This is a genomic window from Acinetobacter sp. YH16052 (assembly GCF_013417155.1).
Lineage (GTDB): Bacteria > Pseudomonadota > Gammaproteobacteria > Pseudomonadales > Moraxellaceae > Acinetobacter.
In genome coordinates, this window is the sequence record NZ_VPEO01000001.1 from 98,596 (window position 1) to 113,892 (window position 15,297).

At 45.8% G+C, this 15,297-nt stretch carries 16 protein-coding genes, 5 tRNA genes and 1 other RNA gene; 8 read left to right on the top strand and 14 right to left on the bottom strand.

Annotation, left to right across the window (positions count from 1 at the left end):
* Nucleotides 1–36: 36 nt before the first annotated feature.
* The 11 genes from panD to FTV42_RS00535 all read right to left on the bottom strand — a co-directional run bounded on the left by panD (nucleotide 37) and on the right by FTV42_RS00535 (nucleotide 6,134).
* Entirely contained in the window at nucleotides 37–417 is a 381-nt protein-coding gene (gene panD / locus FTV42_RS00485) for an aspartate 1-decarboxylase (protein ID WP_005265888.1), read from the bottom strand.
* 144 nt (nucleotides 418–561) lie between these two features.
* On the bottom strand, nucleotides 562–1,143 hold the full coding sequence (gene pth / locus FTV42_RS00490) for an aminoacyl-tRNA hydrolase (RefSeq protein ID WP_004645783.1): 582 nt from the start codon (nucleotides 1,141–1,143) through the stop codon (nucleotides 562–564).
* Between the two features lie 18 nt (nucleotides 1,144–1,161).
* A complete protein-coding gene (gene rplY / locus FTV42_RS00495) occupies nucleotides 1,162–1,458 on the bottom strand; it encodes a 50S ribosomal protein L25 (protein WP_004645781.1) in 297 nt (98 codons plus the stop codon).
* Between the two features lie 98 nt (nucleotides 1,459–1,556).
* The gene (locus tag FTV42_RS00500) at nucleotides 1,557–2,510 is read right to left on the bottom strand and encodes a ribose-phosphate pyrophosphokinase (protein WP_004280601.1); all 954 of its coding nucleotides are present in this window, start codon (nucleotides 2,508–2,510) and stop codon (nucleotides 1,557–1,559) included.
* Nucleotides 2,511–2,546: 36 nt separating this feature from the next.
* Nucleotides 2,547–2,621, bottom strand: a tRNA-Gln gene (locus tag FTV42_RS00505).
* A 92-nt stretch (nucleotides 2,622–2,713) separates the two neighbouring features.
* Nucleotides 2,714–2,788, bottom strand: a tRNA-Gln gene (locus FTV42_RS00510).
* Nucleotides 2,789–2,808: 20 nt separating this feature from the next.
* Nucleotides 2,809–2,883, bottom strand: a tRNA-Gln gene (locus FTV42_RS00515).
* Nucleotides 2,884–2,909: 26 nt separating this feature from the next.
* A tRNA-Gln gene (locus FTV42_RS00520) sits at nucleotides 2,910–2,984 on the bottom strand.
* Between the two features lie 2 nt (nucleotides 2,985–2,986).
* Nucleotides 2,987–3,814 (bottom strand): 4-(cytidine 5'-diphospho)-2-C-methyl-D-erythritol kinase, encoded by an 828-nt coding sequence (gene ispE / locus FTV42_RS00525; RefSeq protein WP_180037176.1) that lies wholly within the window; start codon nucleotides 3,812–3,814, stop codon nucleotides 2,987–2,989.
* Nucleotides 3,815–3,835: 21 nt separating this feature from the next.
* Nucleotides 3,836–4,414, bottom strand: a complete 579-nt coding sequence (gene lolB / locus FTV42_RS00530; protein ID WP_004645779.1) for a lipoprotein insertase outer membrane protein LolB — start codon at nucleotides 4,412–4,414, stop codon at nucleotides 3,836–3,838.
* A 7-nt stretch (nucleotides 4,415–4,421) separates the two neighbouring features.
* On the bottom strand, nucleotides 4,422–6,134 hold the full coding sequence (locus FTV42_RS00535; RefSeq protein WP_180037100.1) for a tetratricopeptide repeat protein: 1,713 nt from the start codon (nucleotides 6,132–6,134) through the stop codon (nucleotides 4,422–4,424).
* A 79-nt stretch (nucleotides 6,135–6,213) separates the two neighbouring features.
* Here FTV42_RS00535 and hemA point away from each other — a divergent pair, with 79 nt between their 5' ends.
* Nucleotides 6,214–7,503, top strand: coding sequence for a glutamyl-tRNA reductase (hemA, locus tag FTV42_RS00540; RefSeq protein ID WP_180037101.1), 1,290 nt, complete (start codon nucleotides 6,214–6,216; stop codon nucleotides 7,501–7,503).
* 139 nt (nucleotides 7,504–7,642) lie between these two features.
* On the opposite strand, the gene FTV42_RS00545 is transcribed toward hemA, so the two are convergent.
* Together FTV42_RS00545 and FTV42_RS00550 are read right to left on the bottom strand one after the other, a co-directional pair.
* Entirely contained in the window at nucleotides 7,643–9,565 is a 1,923-nt protein-coding gene (locus FTV42_RS00545; protein ID WP_180037102.1) for a DNA primase, read from the bottom strand.
* Between the two features lie 225 nt (nucleotides 9,566–9,790).
* Nucleotides 9,791–10,756 (bottom strand): outer membrane protein assembly factor BamD, encoded by a 966-nt coding sequence (locus FTV42_RS00550; protein WP_005106322.1) that lies wholly within the window; start codon nucleotides 10,754–10,756, stop codon nucleotides 9,791–9,793.
* A 71-nt stretch (nucleotides 10,757–10,827) separates the two neighbouring features.
* On the opposite strand from FTV42_RS00550, the gene rluD reads away from it, so the two are divergent.
* The 3 genes from rluD to FTV42_RS00565 are packed head-to-tail and all read left to right on the top strand — an operon-like array spanning nucleotide 10,828 to nucleotide 13,259.
* Nucleotides 10,828–11,880, top strand: coding sequence for a 23S rRNA pseudouridine(1911/1915/1917) synthase RluD (rluD, locus tag FTV42_RS00555; protein ID WP_180037103.1), 1,053 nt, complete (start codon nucleotides 10,828–10,830; stop codon nucleotides 11,878–11,880).
* A gap of 37 nt (nucleotides 11,881–11,917) precedes the next feature.
* Nucleotides 11,918–12,658, top strand: a complete 741-nt coding sequence (gene pgeF / locus FTV42_RS00560; protein ID WP_180037104.1) for a peptidoglycan editing factor PgeF — start codon at nucleotides 11,918–11,920, stop codon at nucleotides 12,656–12,658.
* A gap of 40 nt (nucleotides 12,659–12,698) precedes the next feature.
* Nucleotides 12,699–13,259: a flavodoxin family protein gene (locus FTV42_RS00565; RefSeq protein WP_180037105.1), complete on the top strand. Its 561-nt coding sequence runs from the start codon at nucleotides 12,699–12,701 to the stop codon at nucleotides 13,257–13,259.
* A 54-nt stretch (nucleotides 13,260–13,313) separates the two neighbouring features.
* Here the strand turns inward: FTV42_RS00565 and smpB are convergent, their stop codons facing one another.
* On the bottom strand, nucleotides 13,314–13,793 hold the full coding sequence (smpB, locus tag FTV42_RS00570; RefSeq protein WP_004280586.1) for an SsrA-binding protein SmpB: 480 nt from the start codon (nucleotides 13,791–13,793) through the stop codon (nucleotides 13,314–13,316).
* A gap of 139 nt (nucleotides 13,794–13,932) precedes the next feature.
* Between smpB and coaD the strand changes: the two genes are divergently transcribed.
* From coaD to FTV42_RS00590, 4 genes are all read left to right on the top strand, one after another.
* Nucleotides 13,933–14,424, top strand: a complete 492-nt coding sequence (gene coaD, locus FTV42_RS00575) for a pantetheine-phosphate adenylyltransferase (protein ID WP_004280585.1) — start codon at nucleotides 13,933–13,935, stop codon at nucleotides 14,422–14,424.
* A gap of 1 nt (nucleotide 14,425) precedes the next feature.
* Nucleotides 14,426–14,689 (top strand): YfhL family 4Fe-4S dicluster ferredoxin, encoded by a 264-nt coding sequence (locus tag FTV42_RS00580; protein ID WP_004280584.1) that lies wholly within the window; start codon nucleotides 14,426–14,428, stop codon nucleotides 14,687–14,689.
* A 26-nt stretch (nucleotides 14,690–14,715) separates the two neighbouring features.
* Nucleotides 14,716–15,093: RNase P RNA component class A (gene rnpB, locus FTV42_RS00585), an RNA gene on the top strand.
* 72 nt (nucleotides 15,094–15,165) lie between these two features.
* Nucleotides 15,166–15,242, top strand: a tRNA-Met gene (locus tag FTV42_RS00590).
* Nucleotides 15,243–15,297: the final 55 nt, after the last annotated feature.

The following is a 15,297-nucleotide window of genomic DNA, read 5'->3' on the forward strand; positions in this document are numbered from 1 at the left end:
CGATGTGCGAGCTTTTGGGTATCTGGTCTGATCAGATTATGCGACTTGTACCGGAATACAGTTGGCAGTGTGGCTGACTGTATTGTTTGGGGTAGCATAAACCAAACGAGGCTGATGGGCATTCGCTTCAGCTTCAGTGAAATCACCAAAGGTTGCAATAATCACGATATCACCTACATCGGCCTGATGCGCAGCACCACCATTCACTGAAATGATGCCTGAATTATCTTCGCCACGAATTGCATAAGTTGCAAAACGTTTACCATTGGTCACGTTCCACACATGAATTTCTTCGTATTCACGAATGCCAGCCAAATCCATCAAAACGCCATCAATTGCACATGAACCTTCATAGTGTAGTTCTGCATGTGTAACGTGAGCGCGGTGAATTTTGCATTTTAATAAACGAGATAGCATGGCTAGCGTCCCCTGAGTTGACCTAAGAGTTTGATCATTTGATTAAATCAATCTTGCTTGCTGTATGGTGAACAATCGAGCAAACGCATTTTGCGCTTAAATAAGCTTTCTGGCAAGCGGAATTGTCCAGCAATTTTTGAACGTTTAGTTCGGCTTATATGCGTTGATTTGATTCATGGCTTGCTGTACTTCACCATTCACCAGCATTTTTGTGCGGGCGAGGGCATGAGAAATTGCATCATCCATTAAATTCTGTTCGCTGCTTGGTGCTTTACTGAGTACATGACCGGAAACACGGTCTTTGGCACCAGGATGACCAATGCCAATACGCAGGCGATGGAAGTTTGAACCAATATGCGGCACGATATCACGTAGACCATTATGACCACCGTGACCACCGCCAGTTTTCAGGCGAATGACACCAGGATTCATGTCCAGTTCATCATGGGCAATCAGGATCGATTCAGGTGCGATATTGTAGAATTTGGCGAAAGGAACAACACTTTTACCGGAAAGGTTCATAAAGGTTGTCGGTAGAAGAAGACGGACGTCTTGACCTTCGATATTGCCACGACCGCTAAATCCATTGAATTTTGGGTCTTTTTTGAGGGTAATGCCATATTGGTCTGCAAGGCGTTCTACAAACCAGAAGCCTGCATTATGGCGGGTTTGGGCATACTCAGAACCTGGGTTACCCAAACCAACAATCAGTGAAATATTTGACACTAATTACACCATTAACACTTATGCGCGTTTGAAGTCAGCGTGCATTGGTGTGTTTTTAGCTGGGTGACGTTGTAACGCTTGGATTTTCACGCTTTCAACTTTACCGTCTACATCAATTTCGATAACTTCTTCAAAGAATGAATTGTTTTCTAAGAATTTAACAAGCTGACGAAGCTCAACAGTAATTGCTACAGGAGCAGCTTCACCACCGTAGATGATTGCAGGAACTTTAGCTTGAAGACGAAGGCGGCGGCTCGCACCTTTCCCTTGAACTGCTTCTTCACGTGCTGCTGCGTTTAATACGAAGTTTGCCATGATAGACATCCTATTTAAGTTAAATGAACCAGACTTGCGACCAGTCTGGTGAGTAAAAGCCCTACCAAATGGCAGGGCTTTGAAAATTCAGCGCTCTATTATAGATAAGAATCGAACATTGCGCTAATAGATTCTTCGTTGTTAATACGACGAATCGTTTCGGCAACCATGCTGGCTACTGAAACCTGGCGAATCTTGCCCAGTGCTAAAGCTTCATCAGAAAGAGGAATGGTATCAGTCACAACCAGTTCATCAATCACAGAATTCTTTAAGTTTTCAATCGCTTTACCAGAAAGTACTGGATGCGTTGCATACGCAACAACCTTGCGAGCACCGAAAGTTTTCAATGCATCAGCAGCTTTGCATAGCGTACCAGCAGTATCTACCATGTCATCAACAATGACACAATCACGATCTTTTACATCGCCAATCAAATGCATCACTTGTGATTCATTCGCTTTTTGACGACGCTTATCGATGATTGCAAGATCGATATCGCCCATTTGTTTCGCAACAGCACGTGCACGCACTACACCACCTACGTCAGGTGAAACCACCATCAGGTTGTGATGCGATTGTTGACGCAAGTCAGCAAGTAGGGCTGGTGTACCGTAGATGTTGTCTACAGGGATATCGAAGAAGCCTTGGATCTGGTCAGCATGCAAGTCGATCATCACAACACGGTCAACGCCTACAGTAGTGAGCATGTCTGCTACAACTTTTGCAGTAATTGGAACACGTGCTGAACGTGGACGACGGTCTTGACGAGCATAACCAAAATAAGGAATCACGGCAGTAATACGACCCGCACTTGCACGACGCAAAGCATCAGCCATCACCAAGATTTCCATTAGGTTATCATTAGTTGGGGCACAAGTAGGTTGTACGATAAATACGTCTTTACCACGAACGTTCTCAGTAATCTCGACAGCAATTTCACCGTCAGAGAACTGACCTACAGAGGCAGCGCCTAGAGGAATATGTAAGTGACTTACGACTTTTTGAGCGAATTGTGGATGCGCAGATCCACTAAAAACGACAAGATTGGGCATGAAGCACCCTTGGCGGTTGGGATATATGGGAATAGATGGCAGGGGTAGCTGGATTCGAACCAACGGATGCCGAGATCAAAACCCGGTGCCTTACCACTTGGCGATACCCCTAATGCGGCAGAACTTTAATATTTTTGCGGTAAAGTGTCAAGGTAAATTAACAGTCTTACAGCAAATGAGTGCTCTGTCTTTTTTCGAGAAAATGGCAGGGGCGGCTGGATTCGAACCAACGGATGCCGAGATCAAAACCCGGTGCCTTACCACTTGGCGACGCCCCTAAATTTGATGAACTGTAAGATGGCAGGGGTAGCTGGATTCGAACCAACGGATGCCGAGATCAAAACCCGGTGCCTTACCACTTGGCGATACCCCTAATACAGTACATCTACAGGTGAAAAATGGCAGGGGTAGCTGGATTCGAACCAACGGATGCCGAGATCAAAACCCGGTGCCTTACCACTTGGCGATACCCCTATCTACACTTTAAACTGAACTAAAGGTGATTCTTGTAAACTGTTGACCAGGTAAGCTTTACATGGTGCATTTGCAAGAATATCTTCGATATTCAGATTTTCAGTGACTTCAATAAACACACAAGCACCTGTACCTGTAAGCTTTGCTTTTCCGAACTGGTCGAGATATTGCATTGCTTCATCGACTTCAGGATATAAGCTTCTGGCCAGTGGCTCAAAGTTATTTCCAAAATCAGATGGCGTTTCCTGATAGGCGCAAAATTTAGAGCTCTTCGTGTCTCTTGTCAATGCTTTTTGCGAAAAAAGCAGTTGAGTGCTGATAAAACAATCAGGTTTTAACACAATGAATTTTTTTTGATCTAAGTCTATGAATGTTAAGTGTTCGCCAATACCTTCCGCCCAGGCATTTTTGCCATGCACAAATATTGGCACATCTGCGCCTAGCTTGACCCCAAGCTCTGCCAGTTGTTCAACATTTAAACCGCACTGCCAGAGCTGGTTTAGCACAATCAGGGTCGTCGCTGCATTGGAAGACCCACCGCCAAGACCTGCACCCATCGGGATATTTTTTTCCAGACGAATTTTTAGTCCGCACGGCGTTTGGGCATAAGGCTTCAACAACTGTATCGCCCGATAGATTAGATTCTGTTGCAGATCGACGGAGGCCAGACCTTCAATCTGAATCGCATCATCGGCGCTTGGTTCAAACTCCAGCCAGTCATACAGGTCAATCAGCTGAAAAATACTTTGCAGCTCATGATAACCATTTTCACGGCGACCGGTGATATGTAAAAACAAATTCAGTTTAGCAGGCGAGGGAACACGAATCATCATGGGCTGGAATCAGGTCAATTAACGGTTTTCAATGATCATTGTAATACGGTTTTCTGCACCATTTCCAAGTGACTGTTTTAAAATCAAACGGTTTGGCATTTTGGCCTGCGCATTATAATTGAGATCGACCGTCCAGCCCTGTTCGATAATCTGGTTAATTCGCTGTGTATCATCTTTTTGTAATTTGGCAGTCGTGGTAGCAGGGCGGGCTTGTACCCAATCGACTAAATAACTGATCGGCGCTTGCCAGCCGGTTGCACGTTGCAGTAATTCTTCGGCACTGGCTGCCTGAATCACACCGGTTTTTGCGCTGTTTAAGGTCACTTGTCCCGGTGTGCCAGAAATCTGGGTTTTACCGACACCTAAGATACCGCTGAGCTCAATATCGAATTCTTCCTGCTGTTGTACCCAGGTAAAGAATGCGCTGCCAGTCTGTTGAGGGGTACGAACGCCAATTTTACCTTGCAGCTGAAATTGATTCTCTGCCTGTACAGACGGGGTGGCAGGCGCTTGAGGCTTGATCATCTGCTGACAGCCAGTTAAAAATAAAGCAGTGGCTGCAAAGGCACAGCAGCCCAATTGGCTCAAATTGCGCATAAATTAATTAACTCGTTTTGGTTTGTGGTGCTAACAATAGCGAATTAAGTTGTTTCAATTCTGGGTCATTTGGATGGTTTTGTTGTAATTGTTGTAACACTTGGTGGAATTGTTGTAGATCACCTTTCATGTACAAGGAACGAGCATAACGCACGCCAATCTTCACATTCGGATTCAACTGATAAGCTTTGTATAACACGTCCGCAGCTGTGGCGAAGTCATTCTGTAAATAACAGATATAACCATAGGTATCCAGAATCGATGCCTGTTCTGGTGCATATTCTAGTGCCCGTTCGACATAGCGGCGTGCTTCTTCGAGGCGACGGTTTTGCATCGCCAGGGTATAGGCATAGGCATTCAGATAGGTCGGACTGTTCGGTTCAATTTTAAGTAAAGTGCTGAGTAGTTCATCCAGCTTGACGCGATCCTGATGGGGATCCAGCAACAGAACTTGCGAATAGACCAGTTCAGGGTCATCCGGCAGGTTTTTGCTGGCTTCTTCCAACAGGCGAATCGCAGCTTTTTTATTCTGCATGCGCGTCAAAATATCCGCCTGAGCTAGATAGAGGAAGCTGGCATGTTGTGGATAATTCACCCTTTCCTGGGTTAAGAAACGCAGCGCATCATGCAGCTTATCCTGCTGGGCGAAAATCGAGATCATGTTGCGACGTGAGACGGTGTAAAGACTGCCATCGACCAGACGATAATAAGCTTTCGCCGTTTCATAATGCTGTTTGCGTTCTGCATTCACCGCCAAGTAATAATAGGCTTCGTTTTGATATTGCGCAGAATAACGCAGTTCGACCAGATATTTTTCGGCTTTCTCGTATTCTTCCAAGTCAATACTGGTCAGTCCGGCAATGAACAGGGCTTCTTCAGCAGTCGGCCATTTTTTTAGAATGTCTTGCAGTTTTTTCAGAGCCAAAGTCGCTTCGTTCAGCTTGACCAGATATTTGACTTCGGCCAGACGTACGTCCAGATTATTACGGTGTTTACGGCTGGATTTTTCATACCACTGCAGTGTCGCCTGAGTATCGCCGAGTGCATTGAGCAGATTGGCCTTCATCAGGATATAGCCGGTCGCATTCGGACGTTTTTTTAAGGCGCGGTTAACTGTATTTAAAGCCTGTTCAAGCTGACCATTTTGTGCTTCCAGACCGGCCACTAGCACCAGAATAGATGGATTGTCCTTGGCTTTAGTGGTGCTTAAGGCCTGAATCAGATAAGTACGATCCTCTGTGCCTTCTGGTGAAATTCCGGCGAGAATTTCTTCCAGATCGGCACTGTCATCAATTTGCAGGATTTTTTCTAAGGTCTCAGCAGCCAGCTCATATTCATGCGCTTTAAGGGCAATATGTGATAAATAAAATAAAGCAGGGACGTCTTGTGGCTCTTGTACCACCCAGTGCGTGGAGATATCTAGTGCTGCCTGTAGGTCATCATGTTCCAGCGCGACATTCAGTGCACGCTGCTTGACTGAAGTGGAATTGCTCTTGATCGCCAGCACCGTATAGTTGTGCAAAGCAGTCGGAATGTCATGTGCAGCGATGGCAAACTCAGCCATCATACTTTGTTTTATCGCATCATAATTTTGATTTGCATGGTAAACTGCTTCCGCTGCATAAAGATGCGCAGTCGAAGCCATGCTACCCACCAGTAGGAATGTGGTAGAATATTGCTTAATTGTAGGGCCGTTGATACGGCTAATTGTTTGACGCAATTTTTTATTGATCCAAGTAATGCTTTTTATGACACCGATGTTGCACAATAGCATAAATTTAGTGAAATGATGACCTGATATGTCTTTCTTTGCATTGGGTGTCAACCATCAAACTGCCTCTGTAGAACTGCGTGAACAAGTGGCGTTTAACCCTGAAAAGTTAAGTGCCATTCTTGCCGAGCAAAGCCAACACCCTGAACTGAACGACATGGTGGTGGTGTCTACATGTAACCGGACCGAAGTTTACGCCATGTCTGACAATGCTGACATGGTGCTGAACTGGCTCGCCCAGAAAAATGGGGTGGATGTCAAACAACTGCAACATCATGTCTATCGTTATGAAAATGCCCAGGCAGTGACGCATCTGATGCGCGTCGCCAGTGGACTGGATTCACTGATGCTGGGTGAACCACAAATTCTGGGACAGGTCAAAACTGCACTTTCTCTGGCCAAAGACTCCCATACGGTGTCGCGCGATCTCAACCGGATTTTTGAATATGCTTTTTATGCCGCTAAACGCGTGCGTTCGGAAACGGCTGTCGGCAGTCATGCGGTCTCGATGGGCTATGCGGTGGCGCAACTGGCCTTGCAAGTATTTAGTCATCCGGACAAGCTGACCATTATGGTGGTAGCAGCCGGGGAGATGAACAGTCTGGTGGCCAAACACCTCGCAGAGATGGGGGTGGGCAAGATTATTATCTGTAACCGTACCCGCGAGCGTGCGGATATTCTGGCACAGGAAATTGCACATCGAGTTGAAGTTGAAATTATAGATTTTGATCAGCTTGCAGAAAATCTGCATCGTGCCGATGTCATTTCCAGTTGTACCGGCAGTTTGCATCAGGTGATTCACTATCCTGATATCAAGGCAGCATTAAAGAAACGCCGTTACCAGCAGATGCTGCTGGTCGATCTGGCAGTGCCACGCGATATTGATGCCAAAGTAGAAAGCCTGGACGGGGTTTATCTGTATGGGGTCGATGACCTGCAAAGCGTGATTGAGGAAAATCTGGCACAGCGCCGTCAAGCGGCTGTTGAGGCTGAGATCATGGTCAATCAGCTGGCTACAGAACTGATGACCCAGCAAAAGGTCAAACAGGCCGGGGCGACCATTCATGCCTATCGTGACCACGGGGAAACATTACGTCAGGAAGAATTGTCACTGGCAATGCAGCGTATTGCCAAGGGCGAAAAGGCGGAAACGGTACTGGCCGAGTTTTCACATCGTTTAACCCAAAAACTGTTGCATCCAACTTCTATTGTGCTGCGTGAGGCGGCCAAAGCGGAAGATCCTACCTATTTTGAGCTGTTACAGGAAGAACTGGGCAATGTAGTCGCGAAGCGTCGTAAATCCAGGCATTCGTTTTAATCAGCATGATGAGAAGCTTGGTTCTTTGCTGATTTGTACTTCAACATAAAACCCAGCCTGATTATTTGAGAAAATTATAAATAATAATGTGAGCTAGCAGTGACTTCATTGGATTCAAAAGAATCAATAATTTGAAAAATTAATCTTCTAACAGGGTCATTGAGCGTTTGCGGTCAATCTCATAAATCTGCATTTTCAGGTTTTTCATTTCTGCAATACTGTTAAATTTCTTGGATTTAATCTTGTTTTTTAAACACTGATATTGCAGCTTGGTTGAAAAATCAGCCGCGAGCTTATCGGCCTGTTCCGGCGATGAGGTGTAATCGCTGACATTGGCATGCTGCAGAATATGCTGCAGTTCATGATGATGGGCTGCGCAGGCACCGAGCACATAATAGATCGACAGTTCAGGATCATCCGGCAAGTCATCAAAAATCACATTCAGAATATTCAAAATCTTAAACAGCAACTGATCTTCCGCTACTAGCGCGCGCAGTGGTTCAAAATGAATATACAGATAAGGATGATTCATCAAGATCGCAATCACATATTCTTCAGCATCAATTTTGGTACTAAAGCTTAAAGATGCATCTGTATTGACCTTAGGTTGCCATTTACGATTAAAGCCCAGTTTTTCGCGGAAAAATTGCTGCAGCAGATAACGGAAGGAGCCGTGTTTGGGCAGTAACTCGGTCAGATTTTTTAGTTCACCCATAACCTGACTCTTGCCTTCAGGTGTGGTGATGTCCTGATTTTGGGTCAGATGGGCAAACACGAAGTCCGACATCAATGGCGCCTGTTCCAGCAAGCGTCTGAAATTCTCTATGCCTTCACGACGGATCAATGAATCGGGGTCATGGTCAGCGGGCAAGACAAAAAACTTCAGCTCTCGGCCATCATTCAGCAGGGGCAGGGCAATGTCCAGAGTACGGCGTGCTGCTTTTTGACCGGCAGCGTCTCCGTCAAAGGCAATGGTCAGCCGATTGCTCTGCTTGAACAGAATATTCAGATGATCTGTATTACTGGCTGTACCTAAAGTGGCTACTGCGCCATGAATGCCATATTGCTGGAGCGCAATCACATCCATATAGCCTTCGACCATTAGCCATTCTTGGGCTTTCTGCTTGCGGCTCTCATAGAGGCCGTACAGCAACTGGTTTTTATGGAAGACTTCAGAATCTGGCGAGTTGATATATTTAGGCTTGATCTCGTCATTCAGGGCACGGCCGCCAAAGCCGACTACGCGCCCCTTGGTATCACGGATCGGGAAAATCACCCGTTCACGCAGCAGGTCAAAGTCACGGCCACTGTCACTGGTACGAATCAGACCGAGGAGTTTTAGGCCTTCAATATCCTGAGGAAAGGCTTTTTCCAGATGTTGCCAGTCTTCAGGCGCATAGCCTAAGCGCCAATAGGCAATGGTTTCTGCAGTCAGACCACGCTGTTTAAAGTATTGCTGAGCACTCGGGCTATTTGGGAGTTGGCGCTCATAGAACTGCGCGATATTTTCCAGCAGGTCGTAGAGATTACCGTCTTGCTGAACTTCAGCCATGGGCAGGTGTTCAAATGAAGCAAAAGGGTCACCATAAAAATCCTGTTCGACTGCCTGAAACTCTGCAAATGGATCGAAACTCGCCGTAGAGGCAGCACTATTATTTTCTGTTGGGGCGTTATTTTGTTGCGGCTGAGCTTGTGGTGCCGCTTGAGCAGGCGCAATTTTAGGTTTGGCTGCTTCACGTTTATATTTTAATTTATTGGAATCGGTATTGTCTTTAGGCAGTTCGATGCCGGTCTGACTGGACAGGTCTTTCATCACTTCGACAAAATTACGGCTGCCAATGTCCATTAAAAAACGGATGGCATTACCGTTGGCCTGACAGCCAAAACAGTGAAAATACTGTTTGTCACGATAGACGTGGAAAGACGGTGATTTTTCCTGATGAAAAGGGCAGCAGCCTGAATAGGTACGGCCTGTTTTTTTCAGTTTTACGAATTGACCAATCACATCGACAATATCGGTGCGATCGAGAATCTGATCAATCGTATGTTGAGGAATGGCCATGGTCTGCTGAGCTTCTCGTGCTGGTATCTAAGGTCTAAATCACTGAAAAAATGAAAATAGTCTGGCTGAACATTGAATATTTCAAGTTCCTTTGTATACCTTTTGCACGATTTGTTCAAGCCTGGGCCAGACAACGCAAAAGGGCAAGTATGATACCTTGCCCTTGAGGAAAATGCACCTGTAAAGCGCTGTCTTATTTGCTGATGCTGCCGGACTTATTTAGCTTTATTCAGCCGTTTTAGGACGATCCAGCAAACCAAATGAAATGCGATTGGTGATGCTGCGCTTTTCATTTTCTGGCGCATCAGACTGTGCATCGGTGTCGGTTACAGTCTTGGCTTCTTTACCAAAAATACCCAGTGTCGCGCGGTTAAAGAAGCTGCCTTCACTACGCGCTGCACGCAGATTCACCGTCCCATCTGATTTCACCAGATTCGGATAATTCAGCTTTAATACATCCACATATTGCTGAGAAGTTGCTTTATCACCTAGCTGAGCATAACCATAAGCAACCGTTGCCAGTGCTTCCGGAATCTGCGGAGTTTGAGGATAATGCTCAATCACCCACAAGCCACGTTCAACTGCTGCCAGATACGCCTTACGTTTGATGTTAAAACGTGCTGCGTTCATTTCATGCTCAGCCAGTTCCTGGCCGATAAACTGCATACGTTGTGCTGCATCGACTGCATAAGTGCTAGATGGATAGCGACGAATGAAATCAACAAAATTCTGGTAAGCCACTTTCAGGTAGCTGACATCACGATGCGACTGTTTCAGTGAGGTATAACGTAGCAGGCCGTTATAGTTCTGTTCCATATTGGCGACACCGCGTACATAGTAAGCATAGTCGACATTTGGATGTTGCGGGTTCAGACGGATAAAACGCTCTGCCAGTGCAACCGCACCTTCATAATCTTTTTGCTGGAATTTCACATACAACAGTTCAAGCTGCGCTTGCGGGGCATACTGACTGGTCGGGAAATAAGTTTCCAGCGCTTCTAACTGTTTTGCTGCATCGGTATATTGATTACGATCTAGCGCTTTCTGTGCTTTTTGAATATAAACCTGTTCGCTAGATTCTGGACCTTTATCCACGACTTCTTTTTTTGGATTACTGCTACAGCCTACCATTGCCGATGCAATGCCTAATGTCACAGCAAGCATTGTCATTTTATAATGTGGTAGCGACATAAAAATTCCTCTGTTAATACGGGCAATGAGCTACAATTGCACTATTAAACCACTTTTGTCTGAATGAGCAAATGAGTCAAGCACAATCTTCCAATTCTAATATCCCTGATACTGATTTCAATTTACTTGAAGATTCTGAGGATGCAGATAACCATACTTCAGAAGCAACTGCAACACGTTTATCGTTGCAATTTCAACTGGATGAAACTTATATCGGGCAACGGATCGACCAGATTGCCGCAATGATCTGGAGCGATTTTTCTCGAGAAAAATTAAAGCAATGGATTAAAGATGGCAATTTATTGGTGAATGGTCAACCGGTTAAGCCGAAATTTAAAAGTGATGGTTTTGAAACCCTGACTTTAAATGTTGAGCTTGAAGCGCAAACGCGCAGTCTGCCGGAAGACATTCCACTGGATATCATCTATGAAGATGATGACATTATGGTCATCAACAAACCAGTCGGTATGGTGGTACATCCGGGCGCTGGCAATAGTTCTGGCACCTTGGTGAATGCTTTATTGCATCACTATCCGAAATCGGCTGAACTGGCGCGTGCAGGTCTGGTACATCGTATCGATAAAGACACCAGTGGTCTGCTGGTCGTTGCCAAAAATCTGGAAGCACAGTTTTCTCTCAGCAAACAGCTTGAGAAAAAATCAGTATATCGCCTGTATGATCTGGTGGTTTACGGCAATATTATTGCTGGCGGTACCATTGATGAACCCATCAAACGTCATCCGGTAGATCGTGTGAAAATGACTGTACTTCCGGGCGGTAAAGACGCGGTGACGCATTACAACGTCAAAGAGCGTTTCCAGCACTTCACCCGTGTTCAAGCCCGTCTGGAAACTGGACGTACTCATCAGATTCGTGTGCATTTTAGCTATATCGGCTTTGGCTTGGTTGGTGATCAGGTGTATATGCCGCGTGTCCGTATGCCTGCAGGTGCATCGCAATTATTAGATGATACTTTGCGTGGCTTCAAGCGTCAGGCTTTGCATGCTGTACAACTCGGTCTGACCCATCCGCGTACCAAAGAAGAAATGACCTTTGAAGCACCGTGGCCGGAAGACTTTGCCAATCTGGTTGAAGTGCTGCGTACCGAAAACAAAGCCTATTAATCTTTTTATTTAGCTCGCGTCAAAGCAAGGAATCGAGATGCAATTTGTACCAAGACTTCCACAAGGTGTGTATGTCGGCCAGACTCGCGTTCACCATGCGAAAGTGCAGCCATCCGCACAGCCTGAACTTGCAGGTTTTAATCTGGCCTTGCATGTGCAGGATGATGCGCTACGGGTACAACAGCATCGTATGGCTTTATTGCAGGATTTCGCTGCCTTTGGCGTAGATAAGATTACCTGGATGACCCAGACGCATAGCACCATTTGTCATAGCATTAATGAGCAGATGCCATTTACCGCACTGGTCGGAGATGGTCTGGTGACGCAGCGCAAGGCGCATGCCTTGATGATGATGACTGCAGACTGTTTACCTGTGGTAATGGGGAATGCGAAAGGTACGGAAGTTGCCAATTTGCATGCCGGCTGGCGTGGTCTGGCCGGTGGGATTATTGAAAATACCCTTGTAGCCATGCAAACTCCGCCGACCTGGGCCTGGCTCGGGGCGGCCATTAGTCAGCCATGTTTTGAAATTGGCGCTGAAGTAAAAGCTGCTTTTTGTAGTAAATATCCTGAACTGGACAGTGCATTTCAGGCGGGTGAACAGGCAGGTAAATATTATGCCGACCTGTATGCCATTGCACGTTATATCTTGCAACAACACGGCATAAATACCGTATTGGGTGGGAATCAGTGTTCTTATCGCCAGCCAGAGGAATATTTCTCTTATCGCCGTGAGCCAAAAACAGGGCGTATGGCGACATTCGTGTTTATGGCATGAAAATGTTAAACTTAACTGAATTTTTTGGCTTTTGAGCGTTATGTCCCTATCTTCCAAATCTATTGCGATTGTTTATCACAGTCCTTATGGACACACGGCTAAAGTGGCAAATTTTATTGCCGATGGTGCGCGAGAAACTGGTGTTCAGGTGCATATGATGAATGTCGAACATATAGACTGGGATGTAATGGACGCCGCCGATGCAATTATCTTTGGTTGTCCGACCTATATGGGCAGTCTGACTTCTGCCATGAAGCTGTTTATGGAACAGTCTTCCAAGCGCTGGCTGGCACGTAGCTGGCAGGGTAAGCTGGCAGCAGCCTTTACCAATGGTGGTGGACTCAGTGGCGACAAGCTGGCGGTCTTGCAGCAAATCAATCTGTTTGCCATGCAGCACGGTATGCTATGGAGTGGATTGCCATTGATGCCGACAGGTCGTGCAGTGACGGATCTGAATCGGATGTCGAGCTTCTTGGGGCTTATGACCCAGTCAGATAATGCGCCGGTAGAAGTAACCCCACCGGAAGGGGATTTAAAAACCGCGCTCTGGTTTGGGGAATATATTGCCCTGACTCTGGCAAGACTGGGCGGCAAAGCTTAAAGTTATAAAAAAACCTCCAAATGCGGAGGTTTTTTATATTCAATTTTTAATCCATTATTTATGGAAAATTCGTGCTTTATCACGTTGCCAGTCACGGTCTTTTTCAGTAGCACGTTTGTCGTGTAACTGCTTACCTTTGACCAGAGCAATTTCCAGCTTGGCATGCGGGCCTTTCCAGTAGCAGGCCAGTGGTACGCAGGAATAACCTTTCTGGTTAATCGCACCCATCAACTTTTCAATTTCACGACGATTCAGCAGCAACTTGCGGGTACGGGTAGCTTCGGGCACCACGTGTGTTGAGGCACTCAGCAAGGGCTGAACCTGTGCACCAAATAAGAATGCTTCACCATTTTTAAAGGTAATATAACTTTCTACGATGGTCATGCGACCGGCACGCATTGATTTGACTTCCCAGCCTTTTAATGAAAGCCCCGCTTCAAATTTCTCTTCAATAAAATAATCGTGGCGGGCACGTTTATTCAGTGCAATGGTACCGCCATTATTTTTTTTTACTACAATAGATGCTTTCGCCATAATCTGATACTTCCAAACGTGCTGCTATTGTACCGCAACTAGAAATAAGGTGAAGTTTTTTAAATTAATGAGGATTATTCACCAAAAAAACAAGTTTTTGCTAAAATAAGATTCTACATAACAAACAGAGTACAAATGGATGTCTAAAACTCGTGTGATTTATCCGGGGACTTTTGATCCAATTACCAATGGACATATTGATTTGGTAACCCGCGCAGCGCGAATGTTTGATGAAGTCGTAGTAGCCATTGCTATCGGTCATCATAAAAATCCGGTATTTAGTCTGGAAGAGCGTGTCGCATTGGCGAAAGAGTCATTGAGTCATTTGGACAATGTTGAATTTGTAGGCTTTGATGGTTTGCTCGTCAATTTTTTCCGTGAGCAAAAGGCGACTGCTGTATTGCGTGGTTTGCGTGCAGTGTCTGATTTTGAGTACGAATTTCAGCTGGCCAATATGAATCGTCAGCTGGACTCCCATTTTGAAGCGGTGTTTTTAACCCCTTCAGAGCAATATTCTTTTATTTCATCCACTTTGGTGCGTGAAATTGCTCGACTAAGAGGTGATGTAACCAAATTTGTACCACCAAACGTGGTTGCGGCCTTCGAGCGTAAACTTCAACAAGGTTGGTAGCGTGTCTTTATATATCACCGATGAATGTATTAACTGTGATGTCTGTGAACCTGTATGCCCGAATGAGGCCATTTATATGGGTGAACTCATTTATGAGATTCATCCAGATTTATGTACAGAGTGCGTCGGACATCATGATCAACCGCAATGTCAGCTGTTCTGTCCGGTGGATTGTATTCCACTGGATCCGAACCATGTCGAAACGCAGGAACAGCTGCAAGCCAAGTATGAAAAACTGACTGCTCAAAAAACATCAAGCAATTAGTCTCGATATTTGATACTATGCCGCTCGAAGTGAGCCAGACGATCGCTGCTGTGGAGATCTCCGTGATTGAAGCAGGGGAGGAAAGTCCGGGCTTCATAGGGCAAGGTGCCAGGTAACGCCTGGGCGGTGCAAACCGACGGCAAGTGCAGCAGAGAGAAGACCGCCTTCATTATGTTTTCGAGCAATCGGAATCGGAGGTAAGGGTGAAAGGGTGCGGTAAGAGCGCACCGCATGGCTGGTAACAGTTCATGGCGAGGTAAACCCCACCGGAAGCAAGACCAAATAGGAATCCATTAGGCATGGCCCATGCTGGATTCGGGTAGGTCGCTTGAGCGCATGAGTGATTGTGCGCCTAGAGGAATGATCGTTCACGACAGAACCCGGCTTATCGGCTCACTTCAACAAATTTTGATCAAACAGCACAATATGGGGTTGACGTGATTTACAGAAAATCCCATAATGCGCGCACAGTTTAAGGCTATGTAGCTCAGTTGGTTAGAGCACCGCACTCATAATGCGGGGGTCACAAGTTCAAGTCTCGTCATAGCCACCATATTCTGAAAAAACCCACTCCGATTGAGTGGGTTTTTTTATGGCTGCTGATTTTA

Bases quoted from the DNA above. Each gene is read 5' to 3' on its own strand.
- panD (WP_005265888.1), bottom strand. From the start codon at position 417: ATGCTATCTCGTTTATTAAAATGCAAAATTCACCGCGCTCACGTTACA.
- rplY (WP_004645781.1), bottom strand. From the start codon at position 1,458: ATGGCAAACTTCGTATTAAACGCAGCAGCACGTGAAGAAGCAGTTCAA.
- FTV42_RS00500 (WP_004280601.1), bottom strand. From the start codon at position 2,510: ATGCCCAATCTTGTCGTTTTTAGTGGATCTGCGCATCCACAATTCGCT.
- ispE (WP_180037176.1), bottom strand. From the start codon at position 3,814: ATGATTCGTGTTCCCTCGCCTGCTAAACTGAATTTGTTTTTACATATC.
- lolB (WP_004645779.1), bottom strand. From the start codon at position 4,414: ATGCGCAATTTGAGCCAATTGGGCTGCTGTGCCTTTGCAGCCACTGCT.
- hemA (WP_180037101.1), top strand. From the start codon at position 6,214: ATGTCTTTCTTTGCATTGGGTGTCAACCATCAAACTGCCTCTGTAGAA.
- FTV42_RS00545 (WP_180037102.1), bottom strand. From the start codon at position 9,565: ATGGCCATTCCTCAACATACGATTGATCAGATTCTCGATCGCACCGAT.
- FTV42_RS00550 (WP_005106322.1), bottom strand. From the start codon at position 10,756: ATGTCGCTACCACATTATAAAATGACAATGCTTGCTGTGACATTAGGC.
- rluD (WP_180037103.1), top strand. From the start codon at position 10,828: ATGAGTCAAGCACAATCTTCCAATTCTAATATCCCTGATACTGATTTC.
- pgeF (WP_180037104.1), top strand. From the start codon at position 11,918: ATGCAATTTGTACCAAGACTTCCACAAGGTGTGTATGTCGGCCAGACT.
- FTV42_RS00565 (WP_180037105.1), top strand. From the start codon at position 12,699: ATGTCCCTATCTTCCAAATCTATTGCGATTGTTTATCACAGTCCTTAT.
- smpB (WP_004280586.1), bottom strand. From the start codon at position 13,793: ATGGCGAAAGCATCTATTGTAGTAAAAAAAAATAATGGCGGTACCATT.
- coaD (WP_004280585.1), top strand. From the start codon at position 13,933: ATGTCTAAAACTCGTGTGATTTATCCGGGGACTTTTGATCCAATTACC.